This is a genomic window from Streptomyces sp. NPDC096040 (assembly GCF_040303265.1).
GTDB lineage: Bacteria > Actinomycetota > Actinomycetes > Streptomycetales > Streptomycetaceae > Streptomyces.
This window is the reverse complement of sequence record NZ_JBEOTA010000002.1, coordinates 346,156-369,666: the sequence shown is the minus strand read 5'-3', so window position 1 is coordinate 369,666 and position 23,511 is coordinate 346,156. Positions and strand designations below refer to the sequence as shown.

Annotated in this window: 28 protein-coding genes; 16 read left to right on the top strand and 12 right to left on the bottom strand. The window is 71.0% G+C overall.

Going from position 1 to position 23,511, the window contains the following annotated elements; translation table 11 throughout:
- Positions 1-313: 313 nt before the first annotated feature.
- From ABTY98_RS03515 to ABTY98_RS03495, 5 genes are read left to right on the top strand one after another with little or no spacing between them, the layout of a single operon-like run.
- Positions 314-2,131, top strand: a complete 1,818-nt coding sequence (locus ABTY98_RS03515) for a sensor histidine kinase (protein ID WP_352219179.1) — start codon at positions 314-316, stop codon at positions 2,129-2,131.
- 5 nt (positions 2,132-2,136) lie between these two features.
- Positions 2,137-2,547 (top strand): roadblock/LC7 domain-containing protein, encoded by a 411-nt coding sequence (locus ABTY98_RS03510; RefSeq protein ID WP_046733906.1) that lies wholly within the window; start codon positions 2,137-2,139, stop codon positions 2,545-2,547.
- Entirely contained in the window at positions 2,544-2,915 is a 372-nt protein-coding gene (locus ABTY98_RS03505) for a DUF742 domain-containing protein (RefSeq protein WP_234537899.1), read from the top strand. The genes ABTY98_RS03510 and ABTY98_RS03505 overlap by 4 nt, the downstream gene beginning before the upstream one ends.
- On the top strand, positions 2,896-3,501 hold the full coding sequence (locus ABTY98_RS03500; protein ID WP_352219178.1) for a GTP-binding protein: 606 nt from the start codon (positions 2,896-2,898) through the stop codon (positions 3,499-3,501). The genes ABTY98_RS03505 and ABTY98_RS03500 overlap by 20 nt, the downstream gene beginning before the upstream one ends.
- Positions 3,498-4,748 carry a cytochrome P450 gene (locus tag ABTY98_RS03495; protein ID WP_352219177.1) on the top strand — a complete coding sequence of 417 codons (1,251 nt, stop codon included), beginning with the start codon at positions 3,498-3,500 and terminating at the stop codon, positions 4,746-4,748. The genes ABTY98_RS03500 and ABTY98_RS03495 overlap by 4 nt, the downstream gene beginning before the upstream one ends.
- A 137-nt stretch (positions 4,749-4,885) precedes the next feature.
- On the opposite strand, the gene ABTY98_RS03490 is transcribed toward ABTY98_RS03495, so the two are convergent.
- The 4 genes from ABTY98_RS03490 to ABTY98_RS03475 form a co-directional block, all read right to left on the bottom strand.
- Complete coding sequence (locus tag ABTY98_RS03490) at positions 4,886-6,625, bottom strand: hypothetical protein (protein WP_352219176.1); 1,740 nt, start codon at positions 6,623-6,625, stop codon at positions 4,886-4,888.
- A 363-nt stretch (positions 6,626-6,988) separates the two neighbouring features.
- Complete coding sequence (locus tag ABTY98_RS03485; protein WP_352219175.1) at positions 6,989-7,345, bottom strand: hypothetical protein; 357 nt, start codon at positions 7,343-7,345, stop codon at positions 6,989-6,991.
- A gap of 178 nt (positions 7,346-7,523) precedes the next feature.
- Positions 7,524-9,158, bottom strand: a complete 1,635-nt coding sequence (locus ABTY98_RS03480) for an amidohydrolase (RefSeq protein WP_352219174.1) — start codon at positions 9,156-9,158, stop codon at positions 7,524-7,526.
- 12 nt (positions 9,159-9,170) lie between these two features.
- Positions 9,171-10,664 carry an APC family permease gene (locus ABTY98_RS03475; RefSeq protein ID WP_352219173.1) on the bottom strand — a complete coding sequence of 498 codons (1,494 nt, stop codon included), beginning with the start codon at positions 10,662-10,664 and terminating at the stop codon, positions 9,171-9,173.
- Positions 10,665-10,787: 123 nt separating this feature from the next.
- On the opposite strand from ABTY98_RS03475, the gene ABTY98_RS03470 reads away from it, so the two are divergent.
- Both ABTY98_RS03470 and ABTY98_RS03465 read left to right on the top strand, forming a co-directional pair.
- Positions 10,788-11,543 carry a TetR/AcrR family transcriptional regulator gene (locus ABTY98_RS03470; protein WP_352219172.1) on the top strand — a complete coding sequence of 252 codons (756 nt, stop codon included), beginning with the start codon at positions 10,788-10,790 and terminating at the stop codon, positions 11,541-11,543.
- Positions 11,544-11,594: 51 nt separating this feature from the next.
- Complete coding sequence (locus ABTY98_RS03465; RefSeq protein ID WP_352219171.1) at positions 11,595-11,987, top strand: VOC family protein; 393 nt, start codon at positions 11,595-11,597, stop codon at positions 11,985-11,987.
- A 6-nt stretch (positions 11,988-11,993) separates the two neighbouring features.
- On the opposite strand, the gene ABTY98_RS03460 is transcribed toward ABTY98_RS03465, so the two are convergent.
- Both ABTY98_RS03460 and ABTY98_RS03455 read right to left on the bottom strand, forming a co-directional pair.
- The gene (locus ABTY98_RS03460; protein WP_352219170.1) at positions 11,994-12,299 is read right to left on the bottom strand and encodes a DUF4235 domain-containing protein; all 306 of its coding nucleotides are present in this window, start codon (positions 12,297-12,299) and stop codon (positions 11,994-11,996) included.
- 16 nt (positions 12,300-12,315) lie between these two features.
- Positions 12,316-13,329, bottom strand: coding sequence for a glutathione S-transferase family protein (locus ABTY98_RS03455; RefSeq protein ID WP_352219169.1), 1,014 nt, complete (start codon positions 13,327-13,329; stop codon positions 12,316-12,318).
- A 123-nt stretch (positions 13,330-13,452) separates the two neighbouring features.
- On the opposite strand from ABTY98_RS03455, the gene ABTY98_RS03450 reads away from it, so the two are divergent.
- Positions 13,453-14,454, top strand: a complete 1,002-nt coding sequence (locus ABTY98_RS03450; protein ID WP_502994130.1) for a cation diffusion facilitator family transporter — start codon at positions 13,453-13,455, stop codon at positions 14,452-14,454.
- Positions 14,455-14,549: 95 nt separating this feature from the next.
- On the opposite strand, the gene ABTY98_RS03445 is transcribed toward ABTY98_RS03450, so the two are convergent.
- Positions 14,550-14,999 (bottom strand): nitroreductase family deazaflavin-dependent oxidoreductase, encoded by a 450-nt coding sequence (locus ABTY98_RS03445; protein WP_352219168.1) that lies wholly within the window; start codon positions 14,997-14,999, stop codon positions 14,550-14,552.
- A 172-nt stretch (positions 15,000-15,171) separates the two neighbouring features.
- On the opposite strand from ABTY98_RS03445, the gene ABTY98_RS03440 reads away from it, so the two are divergent.
- Positions 15,172-15,591 carry a nuclear transport factor 2 family protein gene (locus ABTY98_RS03440; protein ID WP_352219167.1) on the top strand — a complete coding sequence of 140 codons (420 nt, stop codon included), beginning with the start codon at positions 15,172-15,174 and terminating at the stop codon, positions 15,589-15,591.
- Between the two features lie 15 nt (positions 15,592-15,606).
- On the opposite strand, the gene ABTY98_RS03435 is transcribed toward ABTY98_RS03440, so the two are convergent.
- Positions 15,607-16,239 (bottom strand): LysE family transporter, encoded by a 633-nt coding sequence (locus ABTY98_RS03435; RefSeq protein WP_352219166.1) that lies wholly within the window; start codon positions 16,237-16,239, stop codon positions 15,607-15,609.
- On the bottom strand, positions 16,236-16,514 hold the full coding sequence (locus ABTY98_RS03430) for a hypothetical protein (RefSeq protein ID WP_352219165.1): 279 nt from the start codon (positions 16,512-16,514) through the stop codon (positions 16,236-16,238). The genes ABTY98_RS03435 and ABTY98_RS03430 overlap by 4 nt, the downstream gene beginning before the upstream one ends.
- A gap of 18 nt (positions 16,515-16,532) precedes the next feature.
- Here ABTY98_RS03430 and ABTY98_RS03425 point away from each other — a divergent pair, with 18 nt between their 5' ends.
- The gene (locus ABTY98_RS03425; RefSeq protein ID WP_352219164.1) at positions 16,533-17,774 is read left to right on the top strand and encodes a cytochrome P450; all 1,242 of its coding nucleotides are present in this window, start codon (positions 16,533-16,535) and stop codon (positions 17,772-17,774) included.
- A 12-nt stretch (positions 17,775-17,786) separates the two neighbouring features.
- Positions 17,787-17,987, top strand: coding sequence for a ferredoxin (locus ABTY98_RS03420; protein ID WP_352219163.1), 201 nt, complete (start codon positions 17,787-17,789; stop codon positions 17,985-17,987).
- On the opposite strand, the gene ABTY98_RS03415 is transcribed toward ABTY98_RS03420, so the two are convergent.
- Positions 17,968-18,276 (bottom strand): hypothetical protein, encoded by a 309-nt coding sequence (locus ABTY98_RS03415; protein WP_502994129.1) that lies wholly within the window; start codon positions 18,274-18,276, stop codon positions 17,968-17,970. The genes ABTY98_RS03420 and ABTY98_RS03415 overlap by 20 nt on opposite strands.
- Before the next feature lie 15 nt (positions 18,277-18,291).
- Between ABTY98_RS03415 and ABTY98_RS03410 the strand changes: the two genes are divergently transcribed.
- Positions 18,292-18,528, top strand: coding sequence for an NAD(P)H-dependent oxidoreductase (locus ABTY98_RS03410; protein WP_352219162.1), 237 nt, complete (start codon positions 18,292-18,294; stop codon positions 18,526-18,528).
- Positions 18,529-18,635: 107 nt separating this feature from the next.
- Here the strand turns inward: ABTY98_RS03410 and ABTY98_RS03405 are convergent, their stop codons facing one another.
- A complete protein-coding gene (locus ABTY98_RS03405; protein WP_352219224.1) occupies positions 18,636-19,187 on the bottom strand; it encodes a TetR/AcrR family transcriptional regulator in 552 nt (183 codons plus the stop codon).
- Positions 19,188-19,282: 95 nt separating this feature from the next.
- On the opposite strand from ABTY98_RS03405, the gene ABTY98_RS03400 reads away from it, so the two are divergent.
- The 3 genes from ABTY98_RS03400 (at position 19,283) to ABTY98_RS03390 (ending at position 21,358) form a co-directional block, all read left to right on the top strand.
- Complete coding sequence (locus tag ABTY98_RS03400) at positions 19,283-19,741, top strand: nuclear transport factor 2 family protein (RefSeq protein WP_352219161.1); 459 nt, start codon at positions 19,283-19,285, stop codon at positions 19,739-19,741.
- A 20-nt stretch (positions 19,742-19,761) separates the two neighbouring features.
- The gene (locus ABTY98_RS03395; RefSeq protein ID WP_352219160.1) at positions 19,762-20,295 is read left to right on the top strand and encodes a flavoprotein; all 534 of its coding nucleotides are present in this window, start codon (positions 19,762-19,764) and stop codon (positions 20,293-20,295) included.
- Between the two features lie 94 nt (positions 20,296-20,389).
- On the top strand, positions 20,390-21,358 hold the full coding sequence (locus tag ABTY98_RS03390; RefSeq protein ID WP_352219159.1) for an aldo/keto reductase: 969 nt from the start codon (positions 20,390-20,392) through the stop codon (positions 21,356-21,358).
- 13 nt (positions 21,359-21,371) lie between these two features.
- Here ABTY98_RS03390 and ABTY98_RS03385 read toward each other — a convergent pair whose 3' ends face one another.
- Complete coding sequence (locus ABTY98_RS03385; protein WP_352219158.1) at positions 21,372-22,154, bottom strand: phytanoyl-CoA dioxygenase family protein; 783 nt, start codon at positions 22,152-22,154, stop codon at positions 21,372-21,374.
- Positions 22,155-22,217: 63 nt separating this feature from the next.
- On the opposite strand from ABTY98_RS03385, the gene ABTY98_RS03380 reads away from it, so the two are divergent.
- On the top strand, positions 22,218-23,120 hold the full coding sequence (locus ABTY98_RS03380; RefSeq protein WP_502994128.1) for a helix-turn-helix domain-containing protein: 903 nt from the start codon (positions 22,218-22,220) through the stop codon (positions 23,118-23,120).
- Positions 23,121-23,511 lie beyond the last annotated feature (391 nt).

The following is a 23,511-nucleotide window of genomic DNA, read 5'->3' as shown; positions in this document are numbered from 1 at the left end:
TCCATTATAGCTGGACAGATGTCCAGGAGTGTGCGCGGCCGAACCAGGCCCGAGTGAGGGGAACATGTCGACAAGTCGCAGGCGGCAATAGGTATTTGTTGATTTGCCACCAACTGGCGGGGCGTGACGGAACCCTCACCTCCTCTGCTCGTCGAGGTTGATCCTTTCGGGTTCAAACCCGATAAGCTCCATGCCGTCACAGCGAGTTGACGCGCCCCACGGTGGGTCCGTCCCGCCGTACGCAGTCATGGTGCGGCCCTCGCACACTGCCCTTGTTCGCTGTTGTTCGATTGTGTTGCTTCGAAGGATGCAGATGGAACTCGCCACTCCGCCGCCGGCGGCGCGGGCCCCTGTCGCCTGGTACAGCTGGTGGCTGATGCCGCTGGCCTTAGGGGGAGGGACGGTCGCCGCCACGTTCATGAGCTCCGAGCGAATAACCGCGGCCGTCGCCGGCGCCGCGGCCACCGTGGCGAGCTCCGTGTGCGTGCGACTGCTGATCGGCTCGCAGCGCCGGCTGCGCAGCGCCGAGGGGTCGTTCCGCGCCTCGCAGACCGAGCACTCCCAGCAGTGGCAGCAGCATGTCTCAGGCCTGGAACGGAAGTTCGCCGCCGAGCGCGCCACGCTTGAGAGTCAGCTGAACGAGCAGTCGGCCGCGTTCGAAGCCCAGCTCGGTGAACAGGCCGCCGCCTTCGAGTCCCGGCTCGGTGAGCGGACCGCCCACTACGACGCCCAACTGGCCGAGCAGGCACGGGCGTACGAGGAGCGGCTGGCCGACCAGCTGAAGTCCGCCGAGGCGCAGCTCGCCGACCAGGCCGAGGTCTGGCAGGAGCAGATCTCCCACCAGCGGGCCGCGATCTCCCGGCTCGCCGACGACCAACTGCCCGAGGCGCTCCGGCGGCTGCGTGACGGCGATGCCATCGACGACCTGCTGCCCGTGACCGAGCAGTGCGCCAAGGTCGACAAGGACCTCCAGGCCGACCTGCGCCGCATCCTGCGGACCTCGCTGATCGGCGTGGAGGAGGAGTTCAACCGCTCCACCTCCGCCGAACAGGCCGTGATCAGCATCGGCAACCGCATCCACGTCCTTACCAGCAAGCTGCGCGGCCGACTGCACGAGATGCAGGGCGAGCACGGCCGGCTGCCCGCCGTGGCCCGCGGTCTCATGGAGCTCGACCAGGAACTCGGCCCCGCCGACTCGCTCGCCGCGAGCATCGGCGTGCTCGGCGGCTCGGACCGCCCGGGCCGCCAGTGGCAGGAGCCCCAGCGACTGCTCAGCGTGGTGCGCGGCGGCATCGGCCGGATCAAGGACTTCCACCGCGTCGAGGTACGGCATCTGCCCGAACTCGGCGTCGACGGCGGTCTGGTGGACCACCTCACGCTGATCTTCTCCCACCTCCTGGACAACGCGGCCCGCTACTCGCCGCCCACCGAGCCGGTCGTCGTCTCCGGCAAGGAGGTGCCCAACGGCGTCGGTATCGAGATCCAGGACTCCGGCAAGGGCCTGAGCGAGGAGAAGAAGCGCGAGGCCGAGCACTCCCTGACGGGCACTCAGAACGGCCCCGGTATCGGCGGCATCTCCGAGGACGCCAACATCGGCCTGCGGGTCGTCGGCATCCTCGCCCGCCGCTACGGCATCCGGGTCACCTTCGCGGACTCGCCCTGGCTCGGCACCTCGGTGGTCGTCGTGGTCCCGCACAAGTTCTTCAGCCCGCTGCCCGCGGCCACCGCCGCCCCGGCCCCCGCGACGGCCGCCCCCGCCGCCGCGTCACCGGTGCAGGCGCACGGCCCGGTCGCCGTCGAACCCGTCACTCAGCCGGAGTCCGGCGAGGTCCCGGACACCACCCCGGGCGGACTGCCCCGGCGGCGCAGCCGGCGCCATGCCGAGGAGGAGCCCGAGGAGCGGACCGCCCGCACGGAGGGCATCGCCTTCACCGCGGTCCCGCCGGAGGAGTCCTTCGCGGGCCTGGCCGCCTTCGCCACCGCGGGCCGCGCGCCCGCCGTGTCCAAAGAGGCGGACAGCGAGGCCGAGTTGACCGGAGAAGAAGACGTCGTGGCCCCCGCGACCCCGGCCGGCGCCGAAGACGCCGCCGGACGCGAGGCCGCGGAGCACCACACTGAAGAGAGCGACTAGTCCACATGACGCAACAGGGAACCGACGTGAGCTGGGCGCTCCGCGATCTGGTGGAGAGCATCCCGGAGATCCGCTTCGCCCTCGTGGCCTCCAGCGACGGCAAGGCCATCACCTCCTTCGGCGCCGAAGACCCCGACGACGTGGACCGCTTCGCGGCCGTGGTGGCAGGACTGCAGGCGCTGGCTCAGCCGGTCGCCGAGCAGTTCCCCAAGTACGCGGGGCAGCTGCGACTGGCGATGATCGAGGTCGACGGCGGCCACCTCTTCGTCGTACGGGCCGGTGTGGAGACGTATCTCGGGGTCCTCGCGCGCGAAGGACTCGACCAAGGGCTGCTCGGGCACCAGATGAGGGACCTGTCGCGGCGGATGGGCGAGTTGCTCGGCACCTCTCCGCGTCTGGAGGAGCACTCTGGATGAGTGCTCCCCGCCGGCCAACGGATCCGTCCGGTCTAGAGCGTTATTACGTCCTCACCGGGGGACGCAGCGGACCGGGCGGGTCGGCGTCGAGCCTCGACGTGGCGACCCTCGTCGTCTCCCGCACCGCCCCGGTCCCGGGGATGCAGCACGAGTACGAGGAGATAGTCCGGCGTTGCCGCGATCCGCTGTCGGTGGCGGAACTCACCGCCCATCTCGGATTGCCCTTCAACATTCTCGCGGTGCTGTTGGCGGATCTGCTGGACGCAGGCCGTATTGAAGCCCGTGATCCCATTCCGGCCCACCACGCCGGCCGCGGGCCCGACCTCGCGCTCCTCCAGGAGGTACTCAGTGGACTTGAAAGGCTTTGACCATCCCGGTGACCCCGGTGCCGGGGGGACCCGCTCGGTCAAGGTGATGATCGCCGGGGGATTCGGCACCGGGAAGACCACCATGGTCCGCTCCGTCAGTGACATCAAGCCGCTCACCACCGAGGAGACCCTGACCCAGGCGACCGTCGGCGTCGACAACCTCATCGGCGTCGCGGACAAGGCCGAGACCACGGTAAGCCTCGACTTCGGCAAGATCAGCCTCAACGAGAGCCTGATGCTGTACCTGTTCGGCACCCCCGGGCAGGAGCGGTTCTGGTTCCTGTGGAACGGCCTGTTCAAGGGCGCGCTCGGTGCGATCGTCCTGGTGGACACGCGACGGCTGGCCTCCAGCTTCCGGGCGATCGAGGAGATGGAGCGGCAGAACGTGCCCTTCGTCATCGCCCTGAACGTCTTCCCGGACTCCAAGGAGCACCCCGTCGAGGAGATCCGGGACGCCCTCGACATCTCCCCGCACACCCCGATCGTGGCCTGCGACGCCCGTGACCGGGCCTCCAGTCGTGACGTGCTGATCGCACTGATAAGTCATTTGAAGGAACGCTCCGCCGTCGCACTGGAGCCCCGATGAACGACCAGAGCCCCGACAGTCCCGACGCCCCCCGCGGCTGCCCGGTCGCGCACGGTTCGGGAGAACTGGCCCGGCTGTACGGGCCCGAGGCGGCGACCGACCCGTTCGGCATCTACGAGCGGCTGCGCAAGGAGCACGGCTCCGTCGCGCCGGTGCTGCTGGAGGGCGACGTCCCCGCCTGGCTGGTGCTGGGCTACCGGGACAGCCGGCGGGTGCTCGACAATCCCCGCCAGTTCGCCCGGGACGCGCGGATCTGGCGGGACTGGCGGGAGGGCCGGGTCGCGGAGAACCATCCGCTGGTTCCGATGGTCGCCTGGCGCCCCGACTGTGTGTCCCAGGACGGCGACGCGCACCGCCGGCTGCGCGGTGCCGTCAACGACGGGCTCCAGGCCGCCGTGGGCCGCGGTATCCGGCGCCACGCCACGCACTTCGCCAACAAGCAGATCGACGCGTTCGCGGACAACGGCCGCGCCGATCTGGTGGCGGACTACGCCGGCTACCTGCCGATGCTGGTTCTCACCCGCATCCTGGGGCTCACCGAGGCGGAGGGGCGCCGGCTGGTCGAGTCCAGCGGCCTGGTGTTCCAGGGCGGCGAGGACGCGATCCTGCACGACGGCATCATCAGGGAGATCCTCGGCGAACTCGCCACGCGCAAGCGGGCCGAGCCCGGCTCCGACTTCGCCACCGGCCTGCTCGAACACCCCGCGGCCCTCGACCACGACGAGGTCGTGAGCCATCTGCGCCTGGTGCTGATGGCCGGGCACAGCACGACCAGCAATCTGCTGGCCCGGGTGCTCCAGCTGATCCTCACGGACGCCTCGCGGCTCTCCGGCCTGACCAGCGGGCAGCTGACCATCTCCGCGCTGGTGGAGGAGGTCATGTGGAACTCGCCACCGCTGGCCGTCCTGCCGGGGCGCTTCGCCGTCAGCGACGTCGAACTGGGCGGGCACCACATCGAGGAGGGCGACCTGCTCGTCCTCGGCCTCGCACCGGGCAACCTCGACCCCGAGGTCCGGCCCGACCCGGGCGTCTCGGTGCAGGGCAACGAGTCGCACCTGGCGTTCAGCGCCGGCCCGCACGAGTGCCCCGGGCAGAGCATCGGGCTGTCCATCATCGAGATCGCGGTGGACATCCTGCTGCACCGGTTGCCCGGCCTGCGCCTGGCGGTGCCGGCGGAGGAGCTCACCTCGACCGCGTCCACATGGATGTCCCTGCTGGACAGCCTGCCGGTCGAGTTCGCGGTATAGGCCCGGACACGCCGCTGCCCGGTCGGCTCACCCGACCGGGCAGCGGCGTCGTCTCACCCGCCCGGCAGGCCGTCCGTCGGGCTCGGTCCGGCAGGACCGGCTCACGGACGCTGTCGCGCAGCAGCCGTACGGCGGCGTCAGCCGTCGAGCCAGTCGCCCGCGACGTCCGTGGGACGGTATCCCGTGGCGTTCCAGAGGAAGTGCGGGTGGGCGCAGCCGAACATGTAGGCGAGCAGGGTGGTGTCTTCCCTCCCGGTTCGAGGGTCGTGCAGGGTGTGAAATCTTTCGGATCCGACCACGCCGGCGTCTTGTTGGACATGACGGGCGCGGGCCGTGGACGGTGCGGCGCTGGATGCCTCCACGGCGGCGATGTAGGTGCGGCGCAGGATCTCCCATGTGCTGTCGGTGTTGCCGTGCCAAGGTCCGTGCAGTGCTTCGAAGGCGTGGAGTTCGGCGTCGAAGAGGGGCCATGTCCCCGGGTACTGGGCTCGGCAGCGTGCGGACAGCTCGGCGGTCCGGGGGCTGAGTGCCGGTACGGTGGGCCGCGGGGTGGTGGTGAGGGTGGTGCCGTGGGTGAGGATGCCGGTGCATGCGTTGGGCTGCAGGTCGCAGAGCGGGCACGCCTCGGCCGGAGGGAGGCCCTCGGTGATGCCGTCGAACCACAGGGCGTGGCGGCCCGTGAGCCCCATCCAGACGATGGTGGTGGTCATCAGCCAGGTGTTCCACATCGGGCGATGCGCCTCGGGCATGCAGCCGTACTTGACCAGGGCTATGGCGCAGGCGGCGTAGAGGGCCTTGGTGTGGGTGGGCATCTCGGCGAGCCAGAAGTTGCTGATCTCGCCGGTGAGGGCGTCGGCCCGTACGTCGGCCATGTCGTCGATGACGCGGCACAGCAGCAGGGAGGCGAGGTTCTCCTCCTGCCAGAGTTCGGTGTCGGGTGCGACGTGCCAGAACAGGCAGTCCAGCATCTGCAGGAGTGAGTAGGTGCTCTGGCCGAGCGGGTTGGTCTGGGGGAGCACGACGCTGCCCGCGTGGTGCTGCTGGAGCCAGTACTCGTCGACGGATCGCTTGTGGGCCGCGAAGAGGCCGGAGACCAGGGCCCGTGCGCTGTTGGTGCTGAAACTCTCGGCCAAGCGGCCTTCGACGTGTTGGGTGAGGCGCGTGGTGTCGATGGTGTCGATCACGCGTTTGTATTCGTGGAAGACGAGGATGTCGTCCTCGAAGCGGTGGCGGTGGCCGAGGTCGTGTTCGAGGTCGTTCATCTGCCGGGTCCAGGACCACCCACCGGTCAGGACGCTGTCGAGTTCCCGGCGATACGGCCAGGTCTTGACGGCCAGGGGACGACCGGCGCTGTGCCGCCAGCCGTAGTCGCCCAGCGTGCGTGCGGGGGGCGTGGGCAGCCGACGGCACAGCGGGCAGGTGCAGGCGGTTGTCCCCACCTCCTCGCGCGGCGGGGTGAGCGCCCGGCTCCGCCAGGCCCCCTCCAGCATCGTGCAGGTCAGTCGGCAGACCTCGGCATCCATGCTGACCTGGGGGAATGCTGTTTCGATCATGCGCAGGCTGGTGTCGAGGCGCCTCAACCTGGCGTAGCCCTCCTCGTCGGGCGGGAGGAACGCGCGCTGCGCCAGACGGAGGGCTCCCTCCACCTGCAGCGTGGTGCTGAAGCGGCTGGAGTCGGGGGAGCCGAGTGCGTCCAGCCGCTGCTGAGCGGCGTTCTGGGACCTTCGATGCTGCTCCGTGCTGCCAATGATGCGTTGCGCCAAGAGGCCGGCCAGGGCGTTCCCCGCCTCCCCCGGCTGGAGTTGGGCGCCTGGCTGCGCCGGGAGCAAGCTGTCGGCGGACGCCTTCGGGACAGCACTTACGCCTTGAGATTTCACACCGGTCTCCTTCGAGTTGTGGTCCTGGCAACGGAATCGACCGACCGTGGTCGTCGGCCGGTCGGGTCCGAGGATCTGCTGTCCCCTCCGCGACGGCCTCGCCGGACAGCCGGACCCACGCGACCGGCTCCGGCTCCTGCTGCGAACGACCGCGAGGGGCACGACTGCTGCGTTGACGGCCGAGAAAGCGGAGCGGTCCGCCCAGCTGCCCCAGAAGGACGAACTGCCAGATGTCCGCTCGGTTCTCGAACGCGGCGAGCCGCTCGTCCACGGCGGTTGAATCCTCGGCACCGCCGGCCTTCGGTGGGCGGGCCGCCCTTGCCGAAGCACTGCTGCCGTGGGACGAGCACCCGCACGGCCGCCTCAGCCGTGTCGGTCAGGAAGCACTCGCGGTCCGTCAGGCGTGGCGCGACCATCGGATCCGCGGTGCGCGGCCGCTCCGGGAAGGCCGACGGATCCGACGCCGGCGTCGAACCGGTCGCGGAACCGGAAGGCTGGCGAGAACCGGTTCATCAGGACGGCCAAGTCCGCTGCCGGGGCGTGCGGACGGGTCCGGGCGGTCGCCTGCGGCAGGTCCCACGACCTGTACTCCTCGAACCCGGCCTTGCCGCGTACTAGGTCCATGTCCAGGATCCGGCGAAGGTGACGGGCGCGCGCGAACTCCGGATGCTCGCTGACGGGGGTCTCGAAGGGCAGGTCGAAGGTGACGTCCTGAGGCATGTGTTTCCTTTCGGGCGACAGTGCGCAGAGTCCCCCCGTCCCTGCGAACGGGTGGCCTGTCGGCCACCCGTGCACTCGAACTGGCCTTCGTGGCTCGAAAGTTGAGCCGTGAAGCGCTACGAGGCTGCCCAGAGCGTAAATGATCTACGCGTGACCTCGCCGTGACGTGTGTTACTGCTCACGCCTCCTGAGCTGAGTACACTCGCGCGCCCGCCACGTAGGTCTGCGCGACCCGGGTGTCCGCGATGGTCTCCGGAGGCCCGGCGAACGGATCGCGGTCCAGGACCACCAGGTCCGCGAACGCCCCGGCCGCCACCCGGCCCGTGTCGTCGAGGTGGTTCACATACGCCGATCCGGCCGTGTACGCCGTGATCGCGTCCCTGAGCCCGAGCCGCTCCTTGGGCAGGAACACCGGCGCGTCGCCGCCCGGTTCGACCCGGTTCACCGCGACATGGATGCCCTGGACCGGGTCGGGACTGCTCACCGGCCAGTCGCTGCCGGCCGCGAGCCGCGCCCCGGAGCGCAGCAGTGACCCGAACGGGTACTGCCACCCGGCGCGTTCGGACCCCAGGAAGGGGATGGTCAGCTCGTCCATCTGCGGCTCGTGCGCGGCCCACAGCGCCTGGATGTTCGCGGTCGCGCCGAGCCGGGCGAAACGCGGTACGTCGGCGGGGTGCACGACCTGGAGATGTGCCAGGTGGGGCCGCGTGTCGCTGGGGCCGTTCGCGGCCCGCGCCGCCTCGACGGCGTCCAGCGCGTCCCGTACGGCCCGGTCGCCCAGCGCGTGGAAGTGGCACTGGAAGCCGAGCGCGTCCAACTCGGTCACGTAGTTGGGAAGCTGCGCCGGGTCGATAAAGCTCTTGCCCCGATTTGCCGTGGCGCAGCCGCACTTGTCCAGGTACGGGTCGAGCAGCGCGGCCGTGCCGTTCTCGGCCACCCCGTCCAGCATCAGCTTCACCGTGCCCGCCCGGAACCGGCCATGGCTCAACGCGGTCCGCTTCTCGACGAGTTCCGGGATCTGTTCGGCGCCGCGCTCCCGGTCCCACCACAGCGCGCCGACCACCCGCGCGGTCAGCGAACCGTCCCGGGCCGCCGTCAGATACGCCTGCGCCGGGTCGTCCATGCCGAGGAAGTCCCCGACCAGCGCGTCCTGCCAGGCCGTGATGCCCAGTGCGTGCAGATACCGCTGGGCGTGCAGCAGGGCCGCGACCCGGTCCGCCGGGGTCGCGGGCGGCGCGAGCCGGCCGACCAGCTGCATCGCCCCTTCCTGGAGCGTGCCGCTCGGCACGCCGGACGCGTCCCGCTCGATCCGCCCGTCGGCCGGGTCGGGCGTGTCGCGGTCGATCCCGGCCAGCTCCAGGGCCCGGCTGTTGACCCAGGCCCCGTGATGGTCCCGGTTCGGCAGATACACCGGCCGGTCCGGTACGACGGAGTCCAGCAGCTCCCGTGTCGGCGTACCGCCCTCGAAGGCCTCCATGGACCAGCCGCCGCCCAGGATCCACGCCCGCTCCGGATGTGCCTCGGCATAGGCGCGTACGGCGGCCACGGTCTCCGCGGCGGTCCGCAGACCGGTCAGGGCGCACTGGCTCAACTCGAGGCCGGCCGGCACCGGATGGACGTGCGCGTCCTGGAAACCGGGCAGCAGCAGCCGTCCGGCCAGATCGACCACCTCGGTGCGCGGCCCGGCGAGCTCCCGCAGGTCCTCGGCGGAGCCGACGGCGGTGACGCGCTCACCGGTGACCGCGACGGCAGAGGCCGTCGGGCCCCCGGGGGTGAGGACGGGGCCACCGGTGAAGAGCAGATCAGCGTGCATCTTTCCTGTTCCTTAGTTGGGGGTCGTGAGCAGTTGGGGTGCATCGGCGTCCGTGCCCTCACCGGTGCGGAAGTACGGCGAGCGGCGTACGTACTTCGCCCATCCGGCCGCGAGGAAACCGGACGCGATCATCACCAGCGGGGTGGTCAGCAGGAACCAGCCGTTGTCCGCGCTGACCTCGAAGTGGTCGGCCGAGGTGTAGAAGCACCAGCCGAGATAACCGCCCAGGCCCAGCAGTGTGAGGGCGCTCAGCGCCGGGAGCACCACCGCACGGACGCCCTGGCGCCAGTCCTCCCGCAGCAGAGACCGGAAGCGCACGGCTGCGGCCAGCGCGGTGAGCGCGTACGACAGGGCGACGACGATGCCGACCGCGTTCACCGTCGCCATGATCATGTCGGCCAGCCTCGGGATCACCAGGGCGAGCGCGGCGACCGCCGTTGCCAGCGCCCCGATCAGCAGCGTCCCGGCCGCCGGAGTGCCGTACCTGGGACTGACCCTGGCCCACACCGGCCCGAGAGTACGGTCCCGGCTCATCGCGAACATGCCACGCGCGGTCGGGATCACCCCGGCCTGGAGCGAGGCCATCGCCGAGAACATCAGCGCCACCAGCGGCAGCGCGGCCCACGGCTGGGAGGCGAGCCGGTCGCCGAAGAACGCCAGCCCCTCGGCCCCGTGCCCGGCCAGCTCCGGCTCCGACAGCACCCGCTGGAAGGCCACCGAGCCCAGCAGGAACAGCCCCAGCATGGTCACCAGGGTGATCAGCCCGGCCCGGGAGGCGTCCCGGGGGTCGCGGACCTCCTCGTTGACGCTGAACGCGGCCTCGAAACCCCAGTAGCAGAACACCGACAGCAGCAGACCCTGCGCCAGCGCCGTCGCCGAAGGGATCGCGAACGGGTCGAACCAGCTGAGACTGAAGGGGTGCGAGCCGGTGGCGATGCCGTAGCCGCAGAACCCGAGCAGCACCACGTACTCGAAGACCAGCAGCCCGGTCTGGAGCCGGGCGGCGGTGCGGATGCCGGTCACCGCGGTGAGGGTGACGGCGACCAGGACGACGATGCCGACGGCCGTGGTCTGCGCCGTCGATCCGGGGTCGAGGGCGAGCCCGCCGACGCGGTGCAGTCCGGCCTCTCCCGCCAGCTGAAGCATCGCCGACCCGGTGACCGCCGTGGTGTACGCGAGAAAGGCGACCGTCGCCACGATGTTCACCCAGCCGACCATGAAGCCGAGCCACGGATTGAGCGAACGGCCCACCCACACATAGCCGTTGCCCGCGTTCGGCTCCACCCGGTTCAGCCGGGAGTAGGCGCCCGCGATGCCCAGGATCGGCAGGAACGCCAGCAGCATGATGGCCGGCAGATGCAGCCCGACCACCCCGGCCGTCACCCCCAGCCCGATACCGATGCTGGTGGTGGCGGCCGTACTGGACGCGGCGACCGCGACGGTGTCGAGGACACCGAGGGATCTGCGCAACTCAGGGGGGTCGACTGTGTAGGGCTTGTCGGTCATGGCCAGCACTCCGCTCACACCTGGGGGCCGGACCTGGTCGGCCCCGGTGACCGCACATGAAACTGCCGGTGCACTTCACAGGTCAACGGTGTTGTCATAAGGTCCGGCAGGAACGGAGGCCCCATGAGCGAACGAGTCGTCCCGGCCGCCGACCGGCGGCGCAGGCGCCCCACCAAACACGGCGTGGTCCTCTCCGAGGAGCTGATCGTCGAGACCGCCCTGCGGCTGATCGAGGAGCACGGCGCCGAGGCCCTGTCCGTGCGCCGCCTCGGCCGCGCCCTGGGTGCCGACCCAAGCTCCCTCTACCGCTACTTCCGGCACACCGACGAGCTGATGCTGGCCGTCGCCGACGAACTGATCGGCCGTACCCTGCGCGTCTGGCGGCCCACCGGCGACTGGCGCGCCGACCTGCGCGACCTGGGCCTGCGCATGCACGCCGGAGCCCTCGCCCATCCGCGGGCGGCGGTACTCAGCGCCCACCGGGTGACCGGACGGACGTACGAGATCCAGGCCGTCGAGACCATCCTCGGAGTGCTGCGGAGCGCGGGTTTCCCGAACGCGGAGGCGGTCCGCGTCTACCACGCCTTCGTCGACCAGGCCCTCGCGTACAGCGCCCTCGACTCCGCCAACACCGCCCTGCCCAAGCCCGCCCGCGAGGCCGAGGCGGACGTGTGGCAGGCGACCTACGCCCGGCTGCCCGCCGCCACCCACCCGAACATCGCGGCCACCGCCCGCCACCTCGTGGCCTCGATGCGGGGCAGTTCCTACCCGGCCGCCCTGGACCTGCTGCTGACGGCGGCCGAGGCCCGGCTCGCGCAGATCCGTGCCGCCGAGGCCAACGACCATGACCCCGACGGGAAGTGGCCTGCGGCCGACTGAATCCGGTCCGGGGGGACAGATGCACTGGGAGAACCTTCCCAGGGAGGAAGCATGGCACTGGTGACCGCGGCCGTCGTGGTGCTCGACTGCAACGAGCCCGAGAAACTCGCCCATTTCTACCGGCAGTTGCTGGACGGCGAGGAGAGCGAGGCATCCGCCAACCTCGTCGAGATCCGCACCGCCGACGGCGTCCGGATCGCCTTCCGGCGGGACGTCAACGCCACCCCGCCCAGCTGGCCGCGCCCCGAGAACTCCCTCCAGGCCCATCTCGTCTTCCTCGTCGAGGACCTGGACGCGACCGAGCGCCGGGTGGTCGGGCTCGGCGGACGGCCGATCGAGGCACGGGACCCGGCCGGGCCCTACGAGGAACGTGGGTACTCGGACCCGGCCGGACACTCCTTCACCCTGCGCCTGGTGCCGCCCCTGGCACCCAAGCAGGGCTGACCCTCCTCAGTCCCGGCCCCCCTTGCGGGTCGTCGGCCACGTCCCGGTGGAGCGCTCGACGGCGGTGGCGCCGGTGCGGTCCACGGCACTGCGGACCACCGCGAAGACGGCGCCCTGGAGGGCCGCGGCCAGCAGCACCTCGCCCCAGCCGCGGTCCCGGTCCAGGGCGTCCGGCGCGTCCTCCTCGCCGCGCAGCGCCATCCAGGTCCGACGGAAGACCAGTGCGCCCAGCGCGCCGCCGGCCCAGCTCAGCACGAAGCCGAGCGGCGCGTAGACGAGAGGGAGCTTCTGCTTCTTCCTGCGCTTGGCCATGTCTGCCTCCTCGTTCTCAGGGCCGCCCCGCGACCGCAACCTCCTCGCCCGCCGGCACCGGGCCGGGCGGGGTCCCGTCCCCGAAGGGCCGGCCGCCCAGCTGCTCCCGGTGATGGGGCGTCAGCCACCCGGAGAGATCAGGGCCGAGGGGAACGATACGGGTGGGGTTGATCCCGGTGTGAACCTGGTAGTAGTGCTGCTTGATGTGGTCGAAGTCGACGGTGTCACCGAATCCCGGCGTCTGGTAGAGGTCCCTGGCGTACGCCCACAGCACCGGGTTCTCCGTCAGCTTCCAGCGGTTGCACTTGAAGTGGCCGTGGTAGACGGCGTCGAACCGCACCAGCGTGGTGAACAGCCGGATGTCGGCCTCCGTGATCGTGTCCCCGACCAGATAGCGCTGCCCCGCCAGCCGCTCGGCGAGCAGACCGAGCCGCCGGAACACCGCCGCGCACGCCTCCTCGTACACCTTCTGCTCGTGCGCGAACCCGGCCCGGTAGACACCGTTGTTGACGTCCTCGTAGACCTCCGCCATCACCGTGTCGATCTCGTCCCGGTGCTGGACCGGATACAGGTCCGGCGCCCCGTCGCGGTGCAGTGCCGTCCACTCGGCGGCCAGGTCCAGGGTCAGTTGCTGGTAGTCGTTGGTGACCAGCCGTCCGCTCGGTACGTCCACGATCGCGGGCACGCTCACCCCGCCCGGGTAGCCGGTCTCCCGCCGGTCGTAGGCCTCGCTGAGGAACCGGATGCCGAGCACCGGGTCACGGTCGTCGGGGTCGAGGGTGAAACGCCAACTGCGGTCGTCCTGGACCGGGTCGGTGACGGCCAGCGACAGGGCGCCCTCCAGGCCGAGCAGCCGCCGTGAGACCAGTGCCCGGCTCGCCCACGGGCAGGCACGGCTGACCACAAGCCGGTAGCGGCCGGCCGCCACGGGCCAGCCGTCCCGCCCGTCCGCCGTGATCCGGTCCGCGAAGTGACTGGGGGAGCGGGAGAACTTCTTGTGCCCGTACGAGGTGTTGCCGTCACCGCTCATGGTGCCTCCTTGCCGAGGTGCGGGCGCGGGCCGATACGCGCCCGATGGGCCGTGTTCCCCGATGTTCCCCGATTCGCGCATCCCGTGCGGTGTGATCAGCTCGGGCCGGGGCAGTCGGCCGTCGTGAGTGGGACTTCATCGAAAGATCAGCCGCAAGAACAGTCGCAAGAACATTCGAGCCGGGCGAACGCCGACCGGAGGACACGTCTGACCGTGTTCGTGGCGCTCGCCGCCAATCTGGTGATCGCCGTGGCCAAGGCCGTCGGCGGTGTCGTCGCCGGCTCGCCGGCCCTGCTGTCCGAGGCGGCGCACTCCGTGGCCGACAGCCTCAACGAGGTGTTCCTGCTGGCCGCCCTGCGCAGCAGCCGCCGTCCGCCCGATGACCGGCACCCCTTCGGCTACGGCAAGGAGCGCTTCTTCTGGTCGCTGCTCGCGGCCGTCGGGATCTTCGTCATGGGCGGCTGCTTCTCCTTCTTCCAGGGCGTGGAGGCGCTGCGCAACGGCGCGGAGGAGAAGCTCAGCGGCTATGTGGCGGGCCTGATCGTGCTGGGTGTCGCCCTGCTCGCCGAGGGCGCCTCGTTGATCCGGGCGCTGCACCAGGCCCGCCGGGAGGACCGGGGGCTGCGGGATCCGGCGCTGCGCACGGTCGTCGCCGAGGACGGCACCGCGGTGCTCGGTGTGCTGCTCGCGATGGTCGGCATGGTGCTGCACATGGTCACCGGCCAGGTCGCGTGGGAGGCCTCCGCCTCACTGGCGATCGGCGTCCTGCTGGTGTTCGTGGCCTACCGGCTGGGCGCGGACGCCCGGGACCAGCTGATCGGGGAGGCCGCGGATCCGGAGCTGAGCGCCATGATCCGGGAGCGGCTGGCGGAGGAGCCCGAGATCGACAGTGTGGAGGCGCTGTTCACGATGAAGCTGGGCCTCGACACGACCCTGGTCGCGGCCCGGGTCGACCTGGTGCCCGGCCTGGACAGCGAGGACGTCGAGGAGGTCCTGGTGCGCATCAAGCGGTCCCTGTACCGGGAGTTCGGCGAGACCGGCCAGATCTTCCTGGACGTGACCGACCGCTCCGCGCAGGAGGCACGAGAAAGCCCCGCCGCGACGGGGGAACGCGGCGGGGCCTGACATTCGGCTGCCCGGCCCGAAGCCGGTTCATGCCTGCGGGAAACAGATTTTTCTAAATTCCGACGTTCCCCGGCCGGAAAGGATTCCCGGAACCGTCAGTTCCCCTGCTGGGGCTCCAGCACGAACACCGGGATCTCCCGGTCGGTCTTCTCCTGGTACTCGGCGTACGGGGGGTAGGCGGCGACCGCCCGCTCCCACCACTCGGCCTTCTCCGCGCCGGTGACCTCACGGGCGGTCATGTCCTGCTTGACCGGACCGTCCTGGAGCTCGACATGCGGATCCGACTTGATGTTGAAGTACCAGACCGGATGCTGGGGCGCACCGCCCTGCGAGGCGACCACGGCGTACTTCCCGTCGTGCTCCACCCGCATCAGCGGCGTCTTGCGGATCTTCCCGCTCCTGGCCCCCCGGGTGGTCAGCAGGATGACGGGCATCCCGGTGTCCATCAGGGTCGTGCCCTTCGTCCCGCCGGAGCTCTCGTACAGCTCGACCTGCTCACGCACCCAGGCTGTCGGGCTGGGCTCGTACTCGCCCTCAAGAGGCATGAGGTCCTCCCCTCGTCGCTTCCAAGACTGACGCCATGATTCAACACCGGGAGTGCCCCGGATCATCCACACGACACCGGGCCCTCCTCACCTCCCGGGTAATCGCACTTCCCGCACGTCGCGGGCACAGTCGTGGACACACCCCGTCCGGCCGACACCCGAGGCAGGTCCCATGTCCCCCACGCATGCCGTCGTCGAGGAACTCCTCCGCCGGATCGGCGACGGTGACCCCGAGCGGGTCGCCGAGCTGTACGCCCAGGACGCCGACTGGCGGCTGAACCGGCCGCAGGACCGGCACGACCGCCCGGCCACTCCGTGGATCACCCACCGCAGCGGCCGCGCCGGGGCCGCCGCGCACTACCGCGACCTCGCGGCGCACCATGTCCCCGGGCGGGCGGACACCCGGATCGAGCGGGTGCTGGCCGACGGCGACGACGCGGTCGTGCCGGGCGAGATCCGGCAGACCGCCAAGCCCACCGGGCGCTCGTATCACGCCAGGTTCGCCCTGCGTCTCACCGTCCGGGACGGACTGGTCGTACGGCACCACGTCTACGAGGACAGTCTCGCCGTGGCCCGTGCCTTCGCGCCCTGACCGCGTGCGGGATCCTCAGCCCGGCGACAGGACCATCCGGGCCGCGAGCCCCAGCATCACGCAACTCGACAGCAGCGCCGTGACCAGGCGTCCCCGGTGGCCGGTGAGGCCCCGGCCGAGCAGCGCGCCACCGCCCGCCAGCAACAGCTGCCAGCTCGCGGAGGCGGCGAAGGCGGCGAGGACGAAGACGCCCTGCTGCAGCGGTCGTACCGCCTCGGCGGAACGCGTGCCGACCACCAGAGCCGCGAAGTAGATCACCGTCGTGGGGTTGAGCAGCGTGATCCCGAGGAGGCCGAGATACGCCCGTCCGGGACCGGGTACCGGCCGCTCGAGCCGGGCCGAAAGTCGCCGCTCCCGGTACTGGCGCAGCGCCACCGCCGCACCGCGAACCGCCAGTCCCACCAGGACCAGGGCGGAGGCCCAGCGGAGCGGCCCGAGGACCGGCAGCAGCGCCGTCGCCAGCGCGGCGCCGCCGACCGCGGCGAGCAGGGCGTAGAGGCCGTCGGCGCTCGCGACGCCTAGCGCGGCGCAGGCGCCGGTCCGCAGTGACGTGCGAGCCGTGAGGGACACTAGGTATGTGCCGACCGCACCGACCGGGACGGCGATCCCGTACCCGGCAAGCAGGCCGGCGACGAGCGCGGCCGTCACGGGCGTGCGGGCTCGGGCCTCCAGGAACGCCTCGGCTGCTGCTGGACCCGCCCCCGACCGACGGTCGTGAAGGTCAGCGGCACCACGGCGTCAGGAGTGTTCATGCGCAGATCCTGTGGTCCGCCTAGCCGCACCGGCAAGCGAATTTCGGCGCGGAATCGTCCTTCGACCGCGTGCGGTTCGGCCAGATCACCCGTTTCGCCGATCTGGCTGAACTTGCGGTCGTCCCATAGATGCCCCGAGCATCTAATGAAGATCGGCACGACGTACGACATTCGTCTGCGAGGTCTTCCATGAACGAACTGACGGACCTGACGGAATCCACGATTCCTGACCGCCCGGCCGACCCTGTGGCCTGGCCGCAGGACCGCACGTGCCCCTACCACCCGCCCACCGGCTACGACCCACTGCGCGACGGAACCCCGCTGTCCCGTGTCACTCTCTACGACGGCCGCACGGCCTGGGCGGTCACCGGCCACGGCACAGCCCGGGCGCTGCTCTCCGACCCTCGGCTCTCCAGCGACCGCCGACGGGAAGACTTCCCGATGCCGAACGCCCGGTTCGCGGCGGCGCGGGAGCGCCGCCAGGTCGCCCTGCTAGGACTCGACGATCCCGAGCACCAGACCCAGCGCCGGATGTTGATCCCGGACTTCACCCTCAAACGGGCGACCGGGATGCGGCCGGCCATCCAGCGGATCGTCGACGGGCTGCTCGACCGGATGATCGCCCAGGGACCGCCGGCCGACCTGGTGAGCGCCTTCGCCCTGCCGGTGCCGTCCATGGTCATCTGTGACCTGCTCGGTGTGCCGTACGCGGACCACGAGTTCTTCGAGGCGCAGTCCCGGCGGCTGCTGCGCGGCCCGGCGCCCGCGGACTCCCTGGACGCGCGGGACAGGCTGGAGGCCTACCTGGGCGACCTGGTCGACCGTAAGAGCCGGGACGAGGCGCCCGGCGAAGGTGTCCTCGACGACCTCGTCCACGAGCGGCTGCGTGAGGGTGCCCTGGACCGCGCCGAGGTCGTCGCACTCGCCCTCATCCTGCTGGTCGCCGGGCACGAGACCACGGCCAACATGATCTCGCTCGGTACCTTCACCCTGCTGCAGCAGCCCGAGCGGCTCGCCGAACTGCGCACCGACCCCGCCCTGCTGCCCGCCGCCGTCGAGGAACTGATGCGGATGCTCTCCATCGCCGACGGGTTGCTGCGTGTCGCCCTGGAGGACATCGAGGTGGCCGGCACCACCATCCGCAAGGGCGACGGCGTGCTCTTCGCGACCTCGGTCATCAACCGCGACGAGTCCGTGTACGCCGACCCTGACACCGTCGACTGGCACCGCCCGACCCGCCACCATGTGGCCTTCGGCTTCGGCATCCACCAGTGCCTGGGCCAGAACCTCGCCCGCACCGAGCTGGAGATCGCCCTCGGCGCCCTGTGGGAGCGGCTGCCGGACCTGCGGCTGGCCGCGCCACCGGAGAAGATTCCCTTCAAACCCGGCGACACGATCCAGGGGATGCTGGAACTCCCCGTGACCTGGTAAGAGGCTCCTGCCATGCACATCGAGATCGACACGGACGTCTGCATCGGATCCGGCCAGTGCGCCATGACGGCTCCGAACGTCTTCACCCAGGACGACGACGGCTTCAGCACACTGCTCCCCGGCAAGGAGGACGGCGGCGGCGACCCGCTGGTCCGAGAGGCGGCCCGGGCCTGCCCGGTGCACGCCATCACCGTCAAGGAACCGACGGGCTAGCAACAGCCGGCGGTGCCTCCAGCACCGCCGGCTCCAGCCCGCGCAGCCGCGCCGGGTCGGCGATCACCTCGTACGCCGTCACCCGGTCGCCCTCGACGGTGACCCGCAGGACGTACAGCAGCCGTCCGCGCGGGGCGACCGCGAGACCGGTCCGGCCGTCGACCAGCGCCGGTACGGCGAACCGGGCGCGCCGGCGCAGCAGCACCGTGCCCTGGGCGACCGCCCGGGCACCCCGCAGCTCCGCCGCCACGCCCGGCGGCAGGGCCGCGGGGTCGGCACGCCGGACCACGTCCGGGGCGAGCAGGTGCCCGCCGCCCTGAAGGCGTGGATCGACCGGGTGACGTTCCCCGGTGCCTTTCTCCACCCGGACACGGGGGAGAGTCTGCTGGCCGGCACCCGGGTGGTGGCCGTCATGGCGCGTGGCGGCGCCTACGGCCCGGACACCGGCCGGCCGTCCCCGGACTTCCGGACTCCGTACCTGAAGGCCTGGTTGGGCCGGCTCGGCGTGCGCCCGGAAGACCTTCACCCGGTCGTCGCCTAGCTGACCCGCGTCGATGTGCTGCCCCACCTGGCCGGCCGGGAAGCGGCGGCCGCCGACTCCCTCGCGGCGGCCCGGGCCGCGCTGTCGGCGCTCGCCGCGGCCTGACCTCACCGGTCGCGCAGCAGCGCCCGGGCCGCCTCGCGCGCCTCGGCCGCGGGCTCCGTGCTCCCGGTGATGCCCGCGGTCACCATCGCCCCCTCGGCCAGCAGGAACAGCGGCCCGGTGAGCGCGGCGTCCAGCCCGGCGCCCGCCACCAGGCCCGCCAGGTAGTCCCGGAACGCCCGCTTGTGGCCCCGCACCTGGGCGACCACCCGCTCGGAGTTGGCCCCCAGTTCGCCGTACGCGTTGATCCACGCGCACCCCCGGAAGTCCTCCTCGCCGAACCACCCCGCCAGCCAGTCGAAGACGGCGAGCAGCCGCTCCCGGGGATCCGTCTGCCGCTCGACATGCTCGGCGAGCCGCTGCCGCCAGCGCACGTCCCGGCGCTCCAGATAGGCCACCACGAGCTGTTCTTTCGCGGGGAAGAGCTGGTAGAGCCGCTTGAGGGAGACCCCGGAGGTGGCGCGTATGTCGTCCATGCCGACGGACTGCACCCCGCGCCCGTAGAACAGCCGCTCGGCGGCGTCCAGGGCCTGCTCCCGCGCGACCGCGCTGTCCATCACCATTCCCGGATCGCTCCTTGACGAGAGAACGTACGTTCTCATACGTTAGCAGCGACCGTGAGAACGTGCGTTCTCCACTTGAGGAGGAGATCATGCCCGACCGTCCGCCCCTGCCACCCTTCACCCGTGAGACCGCCGCCCAGAAGGTCCAGGCCGCCGAGGACGCCTGGAACACCCGCGACCCGCGGCGTGTGGCGCTCGCCTACTCCGAGGACTCGGTCTGGCGCAACCGCGACGCCTTCGTCACCGGCAGCGTCGAGATCGTCGAGTTCCTCACCGCCAAGTGGGAGCGCGAGCTGGAGTACGCGCTGCGCAAGGACCTGTGGGCCTTCGACGGCAACCGCATCGCGGTCCGCTTCCAGTACGAGTGCCACGACGCGGCCGGCCAGTGGTGGCGGTCGTACGGCAACGAGCTCTGGGAGTTCGACGAGCACGGGCTGATGACCCGGCGCGAGGCCGGCATCAACGACGTCCGGATCGAGGAGCGCGAACGCCGTCTCCACGGTCCGCGTCCGGAGTCCGAGTGGGGCCTGTCGTTCCCGCTCCGCTAGCACCCGCATAGGGTTTCGGGATGACCGATGCGACCTCGAAGCCCTTCCTCTACCTCGTCGTCTGCGCGGCCGGCATCGCCTCGGGCGTCGGCAAGCTGATCACCGCGGCCCAGGAACGGGGCTGGGAGGTCGGGGTCATCGCCACACCGGTCGCCGTGAACGGCTTCTTCGACACCGCCGAGGCCGAGGCCCGCACCGGCCGCCCCGTCCGGTCGGCCTGGCGCCGGCCCTCCGACCCGCGCCCCTTCCCGCCGCCGGACGCGGTGGTCGTCGCCCCCGCCACCTTCAACACCGTCAACAAATGGGCCGCCGGGCTCGCCGACACCCTCGCTGTCGGCACCCTCTGCGAGGCCCTCGGCCTGGGCGTCCCGATAGCCGTCCTGCCCTGTGTCGCCGACGCGCTGGCCGCTCACCCCGCCTACCAGGAGAGCCTGAACCGGCTGCGCGGGCTGGGCGTCCGCTTCGGCGACCCGCACACCGGCGGAACCGAAGTGGACGGCCGGCGCCCCGAGTTCGCCTGGGAACGGGCGCTGGACCTGCTGGAGCGGGGCTGACGGCGTCCGATTACCGCCCAGTGACGCGGGACCGCACGGCGGGCCGACGTACGCTCGGCTCTGTACGACGTGATCTCGACGGTGGGAGACAACGATGGAGTACGTGAAGCTCGGCCGCACCGGTCTGGACGTGTCCCGGATCTGCCTCGGCTGCATGACCTACGGCCTGCCCGACCGCGGCACCCATGAGTGGACCCTCGGCGAGGAGGCGTCCCGCCCGCTGATCCGGCAGGCGCTGGAGGCGGGGATCAACTTCTTCGACACCGCCAACGTCTACTCGGACGGCACCAGCGAGGAGATCGTCGGCAAGGCGCTGCGCGACTTCGCCCAGCGCGACGAGATCGTCCTCGCCACCAAGGTGCACGGCCGGATGCGCCCCGGCCCCAACGGCGGCGGTCTGTCCCGCAAGGCGGTCCTCACGGAGATCGACCACAGCCTCAGCCGCCTCGGTACCGACTACGTCGATCTCTACCAGATCCACCGCTTCGACCACGACACGCCGATCGAGGAGACGATGGAGGCGCTGCACGACGTCGTCAAGGCGGGCAAGGCGCGGTACATCGGGGCGAGTTCGATGTACGCCTGGGAGTTCTCCAAGGCCCAGTACACGGCCGAGCGGAACGGCTGGACCAAGTTCGTCTCCATGCAGAACCACTACAACCTCCTCTACCGCGAGGAGGAGCGCGAGATGCTGCCGCTCTGCGCCGACCAGGGCGTGGGCGTGCTGCCGTGGAGCCCGCTGGCCCGGGGCCGCCTCACGCGCGACTGGGGCACGGTCACCGAGCGCAGCGCCAACGACAACTTCGGCGACCGCCTCTACCAGGAGGGCGACCGCGCGATCGTCGAGGCGGTCACCCGCATCGCCGGCGACCGGGGCGCCCCGCGAGCCCAGGTGGCCCTGTCCTGGCTCCTCCACCAGAACACGGTGACGGCCCCGATCGTCGGCGCGTCCAAGCCCCAGCACATCGAGGACGCGGTTGCGGCAGTGGACCTGAAGCTCAGCGACAAGGAACTCGAAGAACTGGAGCAGTCCTACGGCCCCCATTCGATCGCCGGTCACTGAGGCGCGCCCCGCATCACAACCGCTCCGTCCCGCAGGGACCGGCCCCCTCGCTCTCAAGCAGGGGAACCCTCTCGCCGTTCATCGTCAACGTCCGGTAGTACTCCCCGATCCGCACCGCCGACCGCCCCACGTAGTGCCCGATGAACGACCGCCGGAACCGGTCCCCGGACCGGTTCGGCTGTGACCCGTGCACCAGACTCCCGTTGAAGAACAGCACATCCCCCGGCCCCATATCGACCGGCACCGTCACCAGCCCCTCCGGCGGAGCCACGTACTCCCGCGCGAACGACAGTTCCGCATCCGACTCCTCCGGGCAGAACAGCTCCATCCGGTGCGTCCCCGGCACCACCTCCAACCCGCCGTTGTCCCGGTCGATCTCCTCGCAGGCGACCCACGCGGCGACGCACGTTCCCGGTGCCACCCGCAGATAGAAGTTGTCCTGGTGCAGCGCCTGCCCCCGGGCCCCCGGCGGCTTGAAGTAGAACATGCTCTGCGCGGCCAGTACCTCCTCCGCGAAGAGCCCCTCCAGGATCACCCGCAGCCGCGCGTCCAGCAGGAACTCCCGTGCGAGCGCGCTGATTTCATGCGGCTGCATGACACGGGGATACCGGTGGAGAGGATCCGCCGTCGGCCCCGGCTGGAAGTGGCCCGGCACGGGCCGCCCCGCCGCGTGCAGCGCCGCGAACTCCGCACACAACCCGTCGATCTCGTCGTACCCGAACAACCCGCGTACGACGGTGAACCCGTCCTCCTCGAATTGCCGCAGAATGGCGGTGTCGATGCCCGTGACTGTCATACCCGCGCTCCTCGGTCCGGTGCCCTGGGCCTGTCACGCTAGGCCGACGCACTCGCGGAGAGGATGCCCATGACCGCTGAGGGATTGCCCGGGGCTGCTGTCCCGGCCCCGCCGCCGGGCATGGTCGTCACCGGCCGCTACGACCAGGGCCCCGGCTACCGGATCAACCGCCCCCGGGGGTCGAGCAGTTGGCTGTTCACCTGGACCACGGACGGCCGCGGCTTGCTCCGGCAGGGCACCGCACAGGCCCACGCCCGCCCCGGCGACCTGGTCGTCCTCGCCCCAGGCGTCCCGCACACCTACACGGTGGCGCCCGGCGCGAGCCGCTGGCGTTTCTGGTGGACCCACTGCCAGGCCCGCGCCGGCTGGGCCCAGTGGCTGGGCCCGTGCAACGTGGGCGACGGTGTGTACGCCGTCGGCGCCCCGGACGACACGCACGCCCGGATCGAAGCCGCCTTCCACCGGCTGCTGGCCGACTCCCGCTGGACCGGCAGCGGCGCCCCGCCCGCGGCCGCACCCGGCGAAGCGCCCGTCGCTGTCGCGTACGGCAGCGCGGCTCGCGAACTCGCCCTCTGCGCGCTGGAGGAGGTGGTCCTGCTCGCGACGGCCGGCGCGCACCGGACGCCACCCGGTCCGGACGCCCGGGACGGACGCGTGCGCCGCGCCGAGGAACTGATCGCCGCCGACCCGGGCGCCCCGCACACCGTCGGCACGCTCGCCGCGCGTGTCGCACTGTCGCCGTCCCGGTTCGCCCACCTCTTCACCCGGCAGACCGGCGTGCCCCCGATGCGCGCGTTGCGCGAGGCGCGGCTGCGACACGCCGCCCGGCTGCTGGAGAGCACCGACCTGACCGTCGAGCGGGTCGCCGCCGCGTCCGGATTTCCCAGCCCGTTCCATTTCAACCGGGTTTTCCGCGAAAGATACGGTGTCCCGCCCGGGGCCTACCGTTCCGGTGAACGTCCGTAAAACCCGCGGCCATTGGTTCGCGGACACCGTCGGCCGGGCGGCATGCGCAGGTCGGGCCGTGGTTCAATGGTTGGTGTCGCCGGCGGGGCGGTCCGCCCCGAATCCCCGCCGGAATTACGATGTCGATACAACGACAATGTGTTGGCACACTCATTGACGTTTCGTCAAATTAACGCAAGCTCCGGGCAATGCGCAAAACCCTGAGATCCCTTGTTCTGCCCTGCTGGCCTGTGCAAAGGTGTGCCGTGTCGGCATGCGGACAATTATTTTCACCCCCGCATGCGCGAGGCCGCTCCCGTACGCCCCTCACGCTTCAAAAGAGCTGCCGTCGGCGGACGTTCGAGGGCCGAACCCCCAACAGGCCCATCCGATCATGGCCTCGGCCGGGTCG

What these genes read in the sequence shown, in the direction of transcription:
- ABTY98_RS03430 (WP_352219165.1), bottom strand. Translation starts at nt 16,514, where the DNA reads ATGTCGTACGTCGTGCCGATCTTCATTAGATGCTCGGGGCATCTATGG.
- ABTY98_RS03495 (WP_352219177.1), top strand. Translation starts at nt 3,498, where the DNA reads ATGAACGACCAGAGCCCCGACAGTCCCGACGCCCCCCGCGGCTGCCCG.
- ABTY98_RS03515 (WP_352219179.1), top strand. Translation starts at nt 314, where the DNA reads ATGGAACTCGCCACTCCGCCGCCGGCGGCGCGGGCCCCTGTCGCCTGG.
- ABTY98_RS03420 (WP_352219163.1), top strand. Translation starts at nt 17,787, where the DNA reads ATGCACATCGAGATCGACACGGACGTCTGCATCGGATCCGGCCAGTGC.
- ABTY98_RS03505 (WP_234537899.1), top strand. Translation starts at nt 2,544, where the DNA reads ATGAGTGCTCCCCGCCGGCCAACGGATCCGTCCGGTCTAGAGCGTTAT.
- ABTY98_RS03390 (WP_352219159.1), top strand. Translation starts at nt 20,390, where the DNA reads ATGGAGTACGTGAAGCTCGGCCGCACCGGTCTGGACGTGTCCCGGATC.
- ABTY98_RS03460 (WP_352219170.1), bottom strand. Translation starts at nt 12,299, where the DNA reads ATGGCCAAGCGCAGGAAGAAGCAGAAGCTCCCTCTCGTCTACGCGCCG.
- ABTY98_RS03425 (WP_352219164.1), top strand. Translation starts at nt 16,533, where the DNA reads ATGAACGAACTGACGGACCTGACGGAATCCACGATTCCTGACCGCCCG.
- ABTY98_RS03470 (WP_352219172.1), top strand. Translation starts at nt 10,788, where the DNA reads ATGAGCGAACGAGTCGTCCCGGCCGCCGACCGGCGGCGCAGGCGCCCC.
- ABTY98_RS03440 (WP_352219167.1), top strand. Translation starts at nt 15,172, where the DNA reads ATGTCCCCCACGCATGCCGTCGTCGAGGAACTCCTCCGCCGGATCGGC.
- ABTY98_RS03405 (WP_352219224.1), bottom strand. Translation starts at nt 19,187, where the DNA reads ATGGACAGCGCGGTCGCGCGGGAGCAGGCCCTGGACGCCGCCGAGCGG.
- ABTY98_RS03455 (WP_352219169.1), bottom strand. Translation starts at nt 13,329, where the DNA reads ATGAGCGGTGACGGCAACACCTCGTACGGGCACAAGAAGTTCTCCCGC.
- ABTY98_RS03400 (WP_352219161.1), top strand. Translation starts at nt 19,283, where the DNA reads ATGCCCGACCGTCCGCCCCTGCCACCCTTCACCCGTGAGACCGCCGCC.
- ABTY98_RS03510 (WP_046733906.1), top strand. Translation starts at nt 2,137, where the DNA reads ATGACGCAACAGGGAACCGACGTGAGCTGGGCGCTCCGCGATCTGGTG.
- ABTY98_RS03380 (WP_502994128.1), top strand. Translation starts at nt 22,218, where the DNA reads ATGCCCATGACCGCTGAGGGATTGCCCGGGGCTGCTGTCCCGGCCCCG.
- ABTY98_RS03445 (WP_352219168.1), bottom strand. Translation starts at nt 14,999, where the DNA reads ATGCCTCTTGAGGGCGAGTACGAGCCCAGCCCGACAGCCTGGGTGCGT.
- ABTY98_RS03485 (WP_352219175.1), bottom strand. Translation starts at nt 7,345, where the DNA reads ATGCCTCAGGACGTCACCTTCGACCTGCCCTTCGAGACCCCCGTCAGC.
- ABTY98_RS03475 (WP_352219173.1), bottom strand. Translation starts at nt 10,664, where the DNA reads ATGACCGACAAGCCCTACACAGTCGACCCCCCTGAGTTGCGCAGATCC.
- ABTY98_RS03395 (WP_352219160.1), top strand. Translation starts at nt 19,762, where the DNA reads ATGACCGATGCGACCTCGAAGCCCTTCCTCTACCTCGTCGTCTGCGCG.
- ABTY98_RS03465 (WP_352219171.1), top strand. Translation starts at nt 11,595, where the DNA reads ATGGCACTGGTGACCGCGGCCGTCGTGGTGCTCGACTGCAACGAGCCC.
- ABTY98_RS03385 (WP_352219158.1), bottom strand. Translation starts at nt 22,154, where the DNA reads ATGACAGTCACGGGCATCGACACCGCCATTCTGCGGCAATTCGAGGAG.
- ABTY98_RS03480 (WP_352219174.1), bottom strand. Translation starts at nt 9,158, where the DNA reads ATGCACGCTGATCTGCTCTTCACCGGTGGCCCCGTCCTCACCCCCGGG.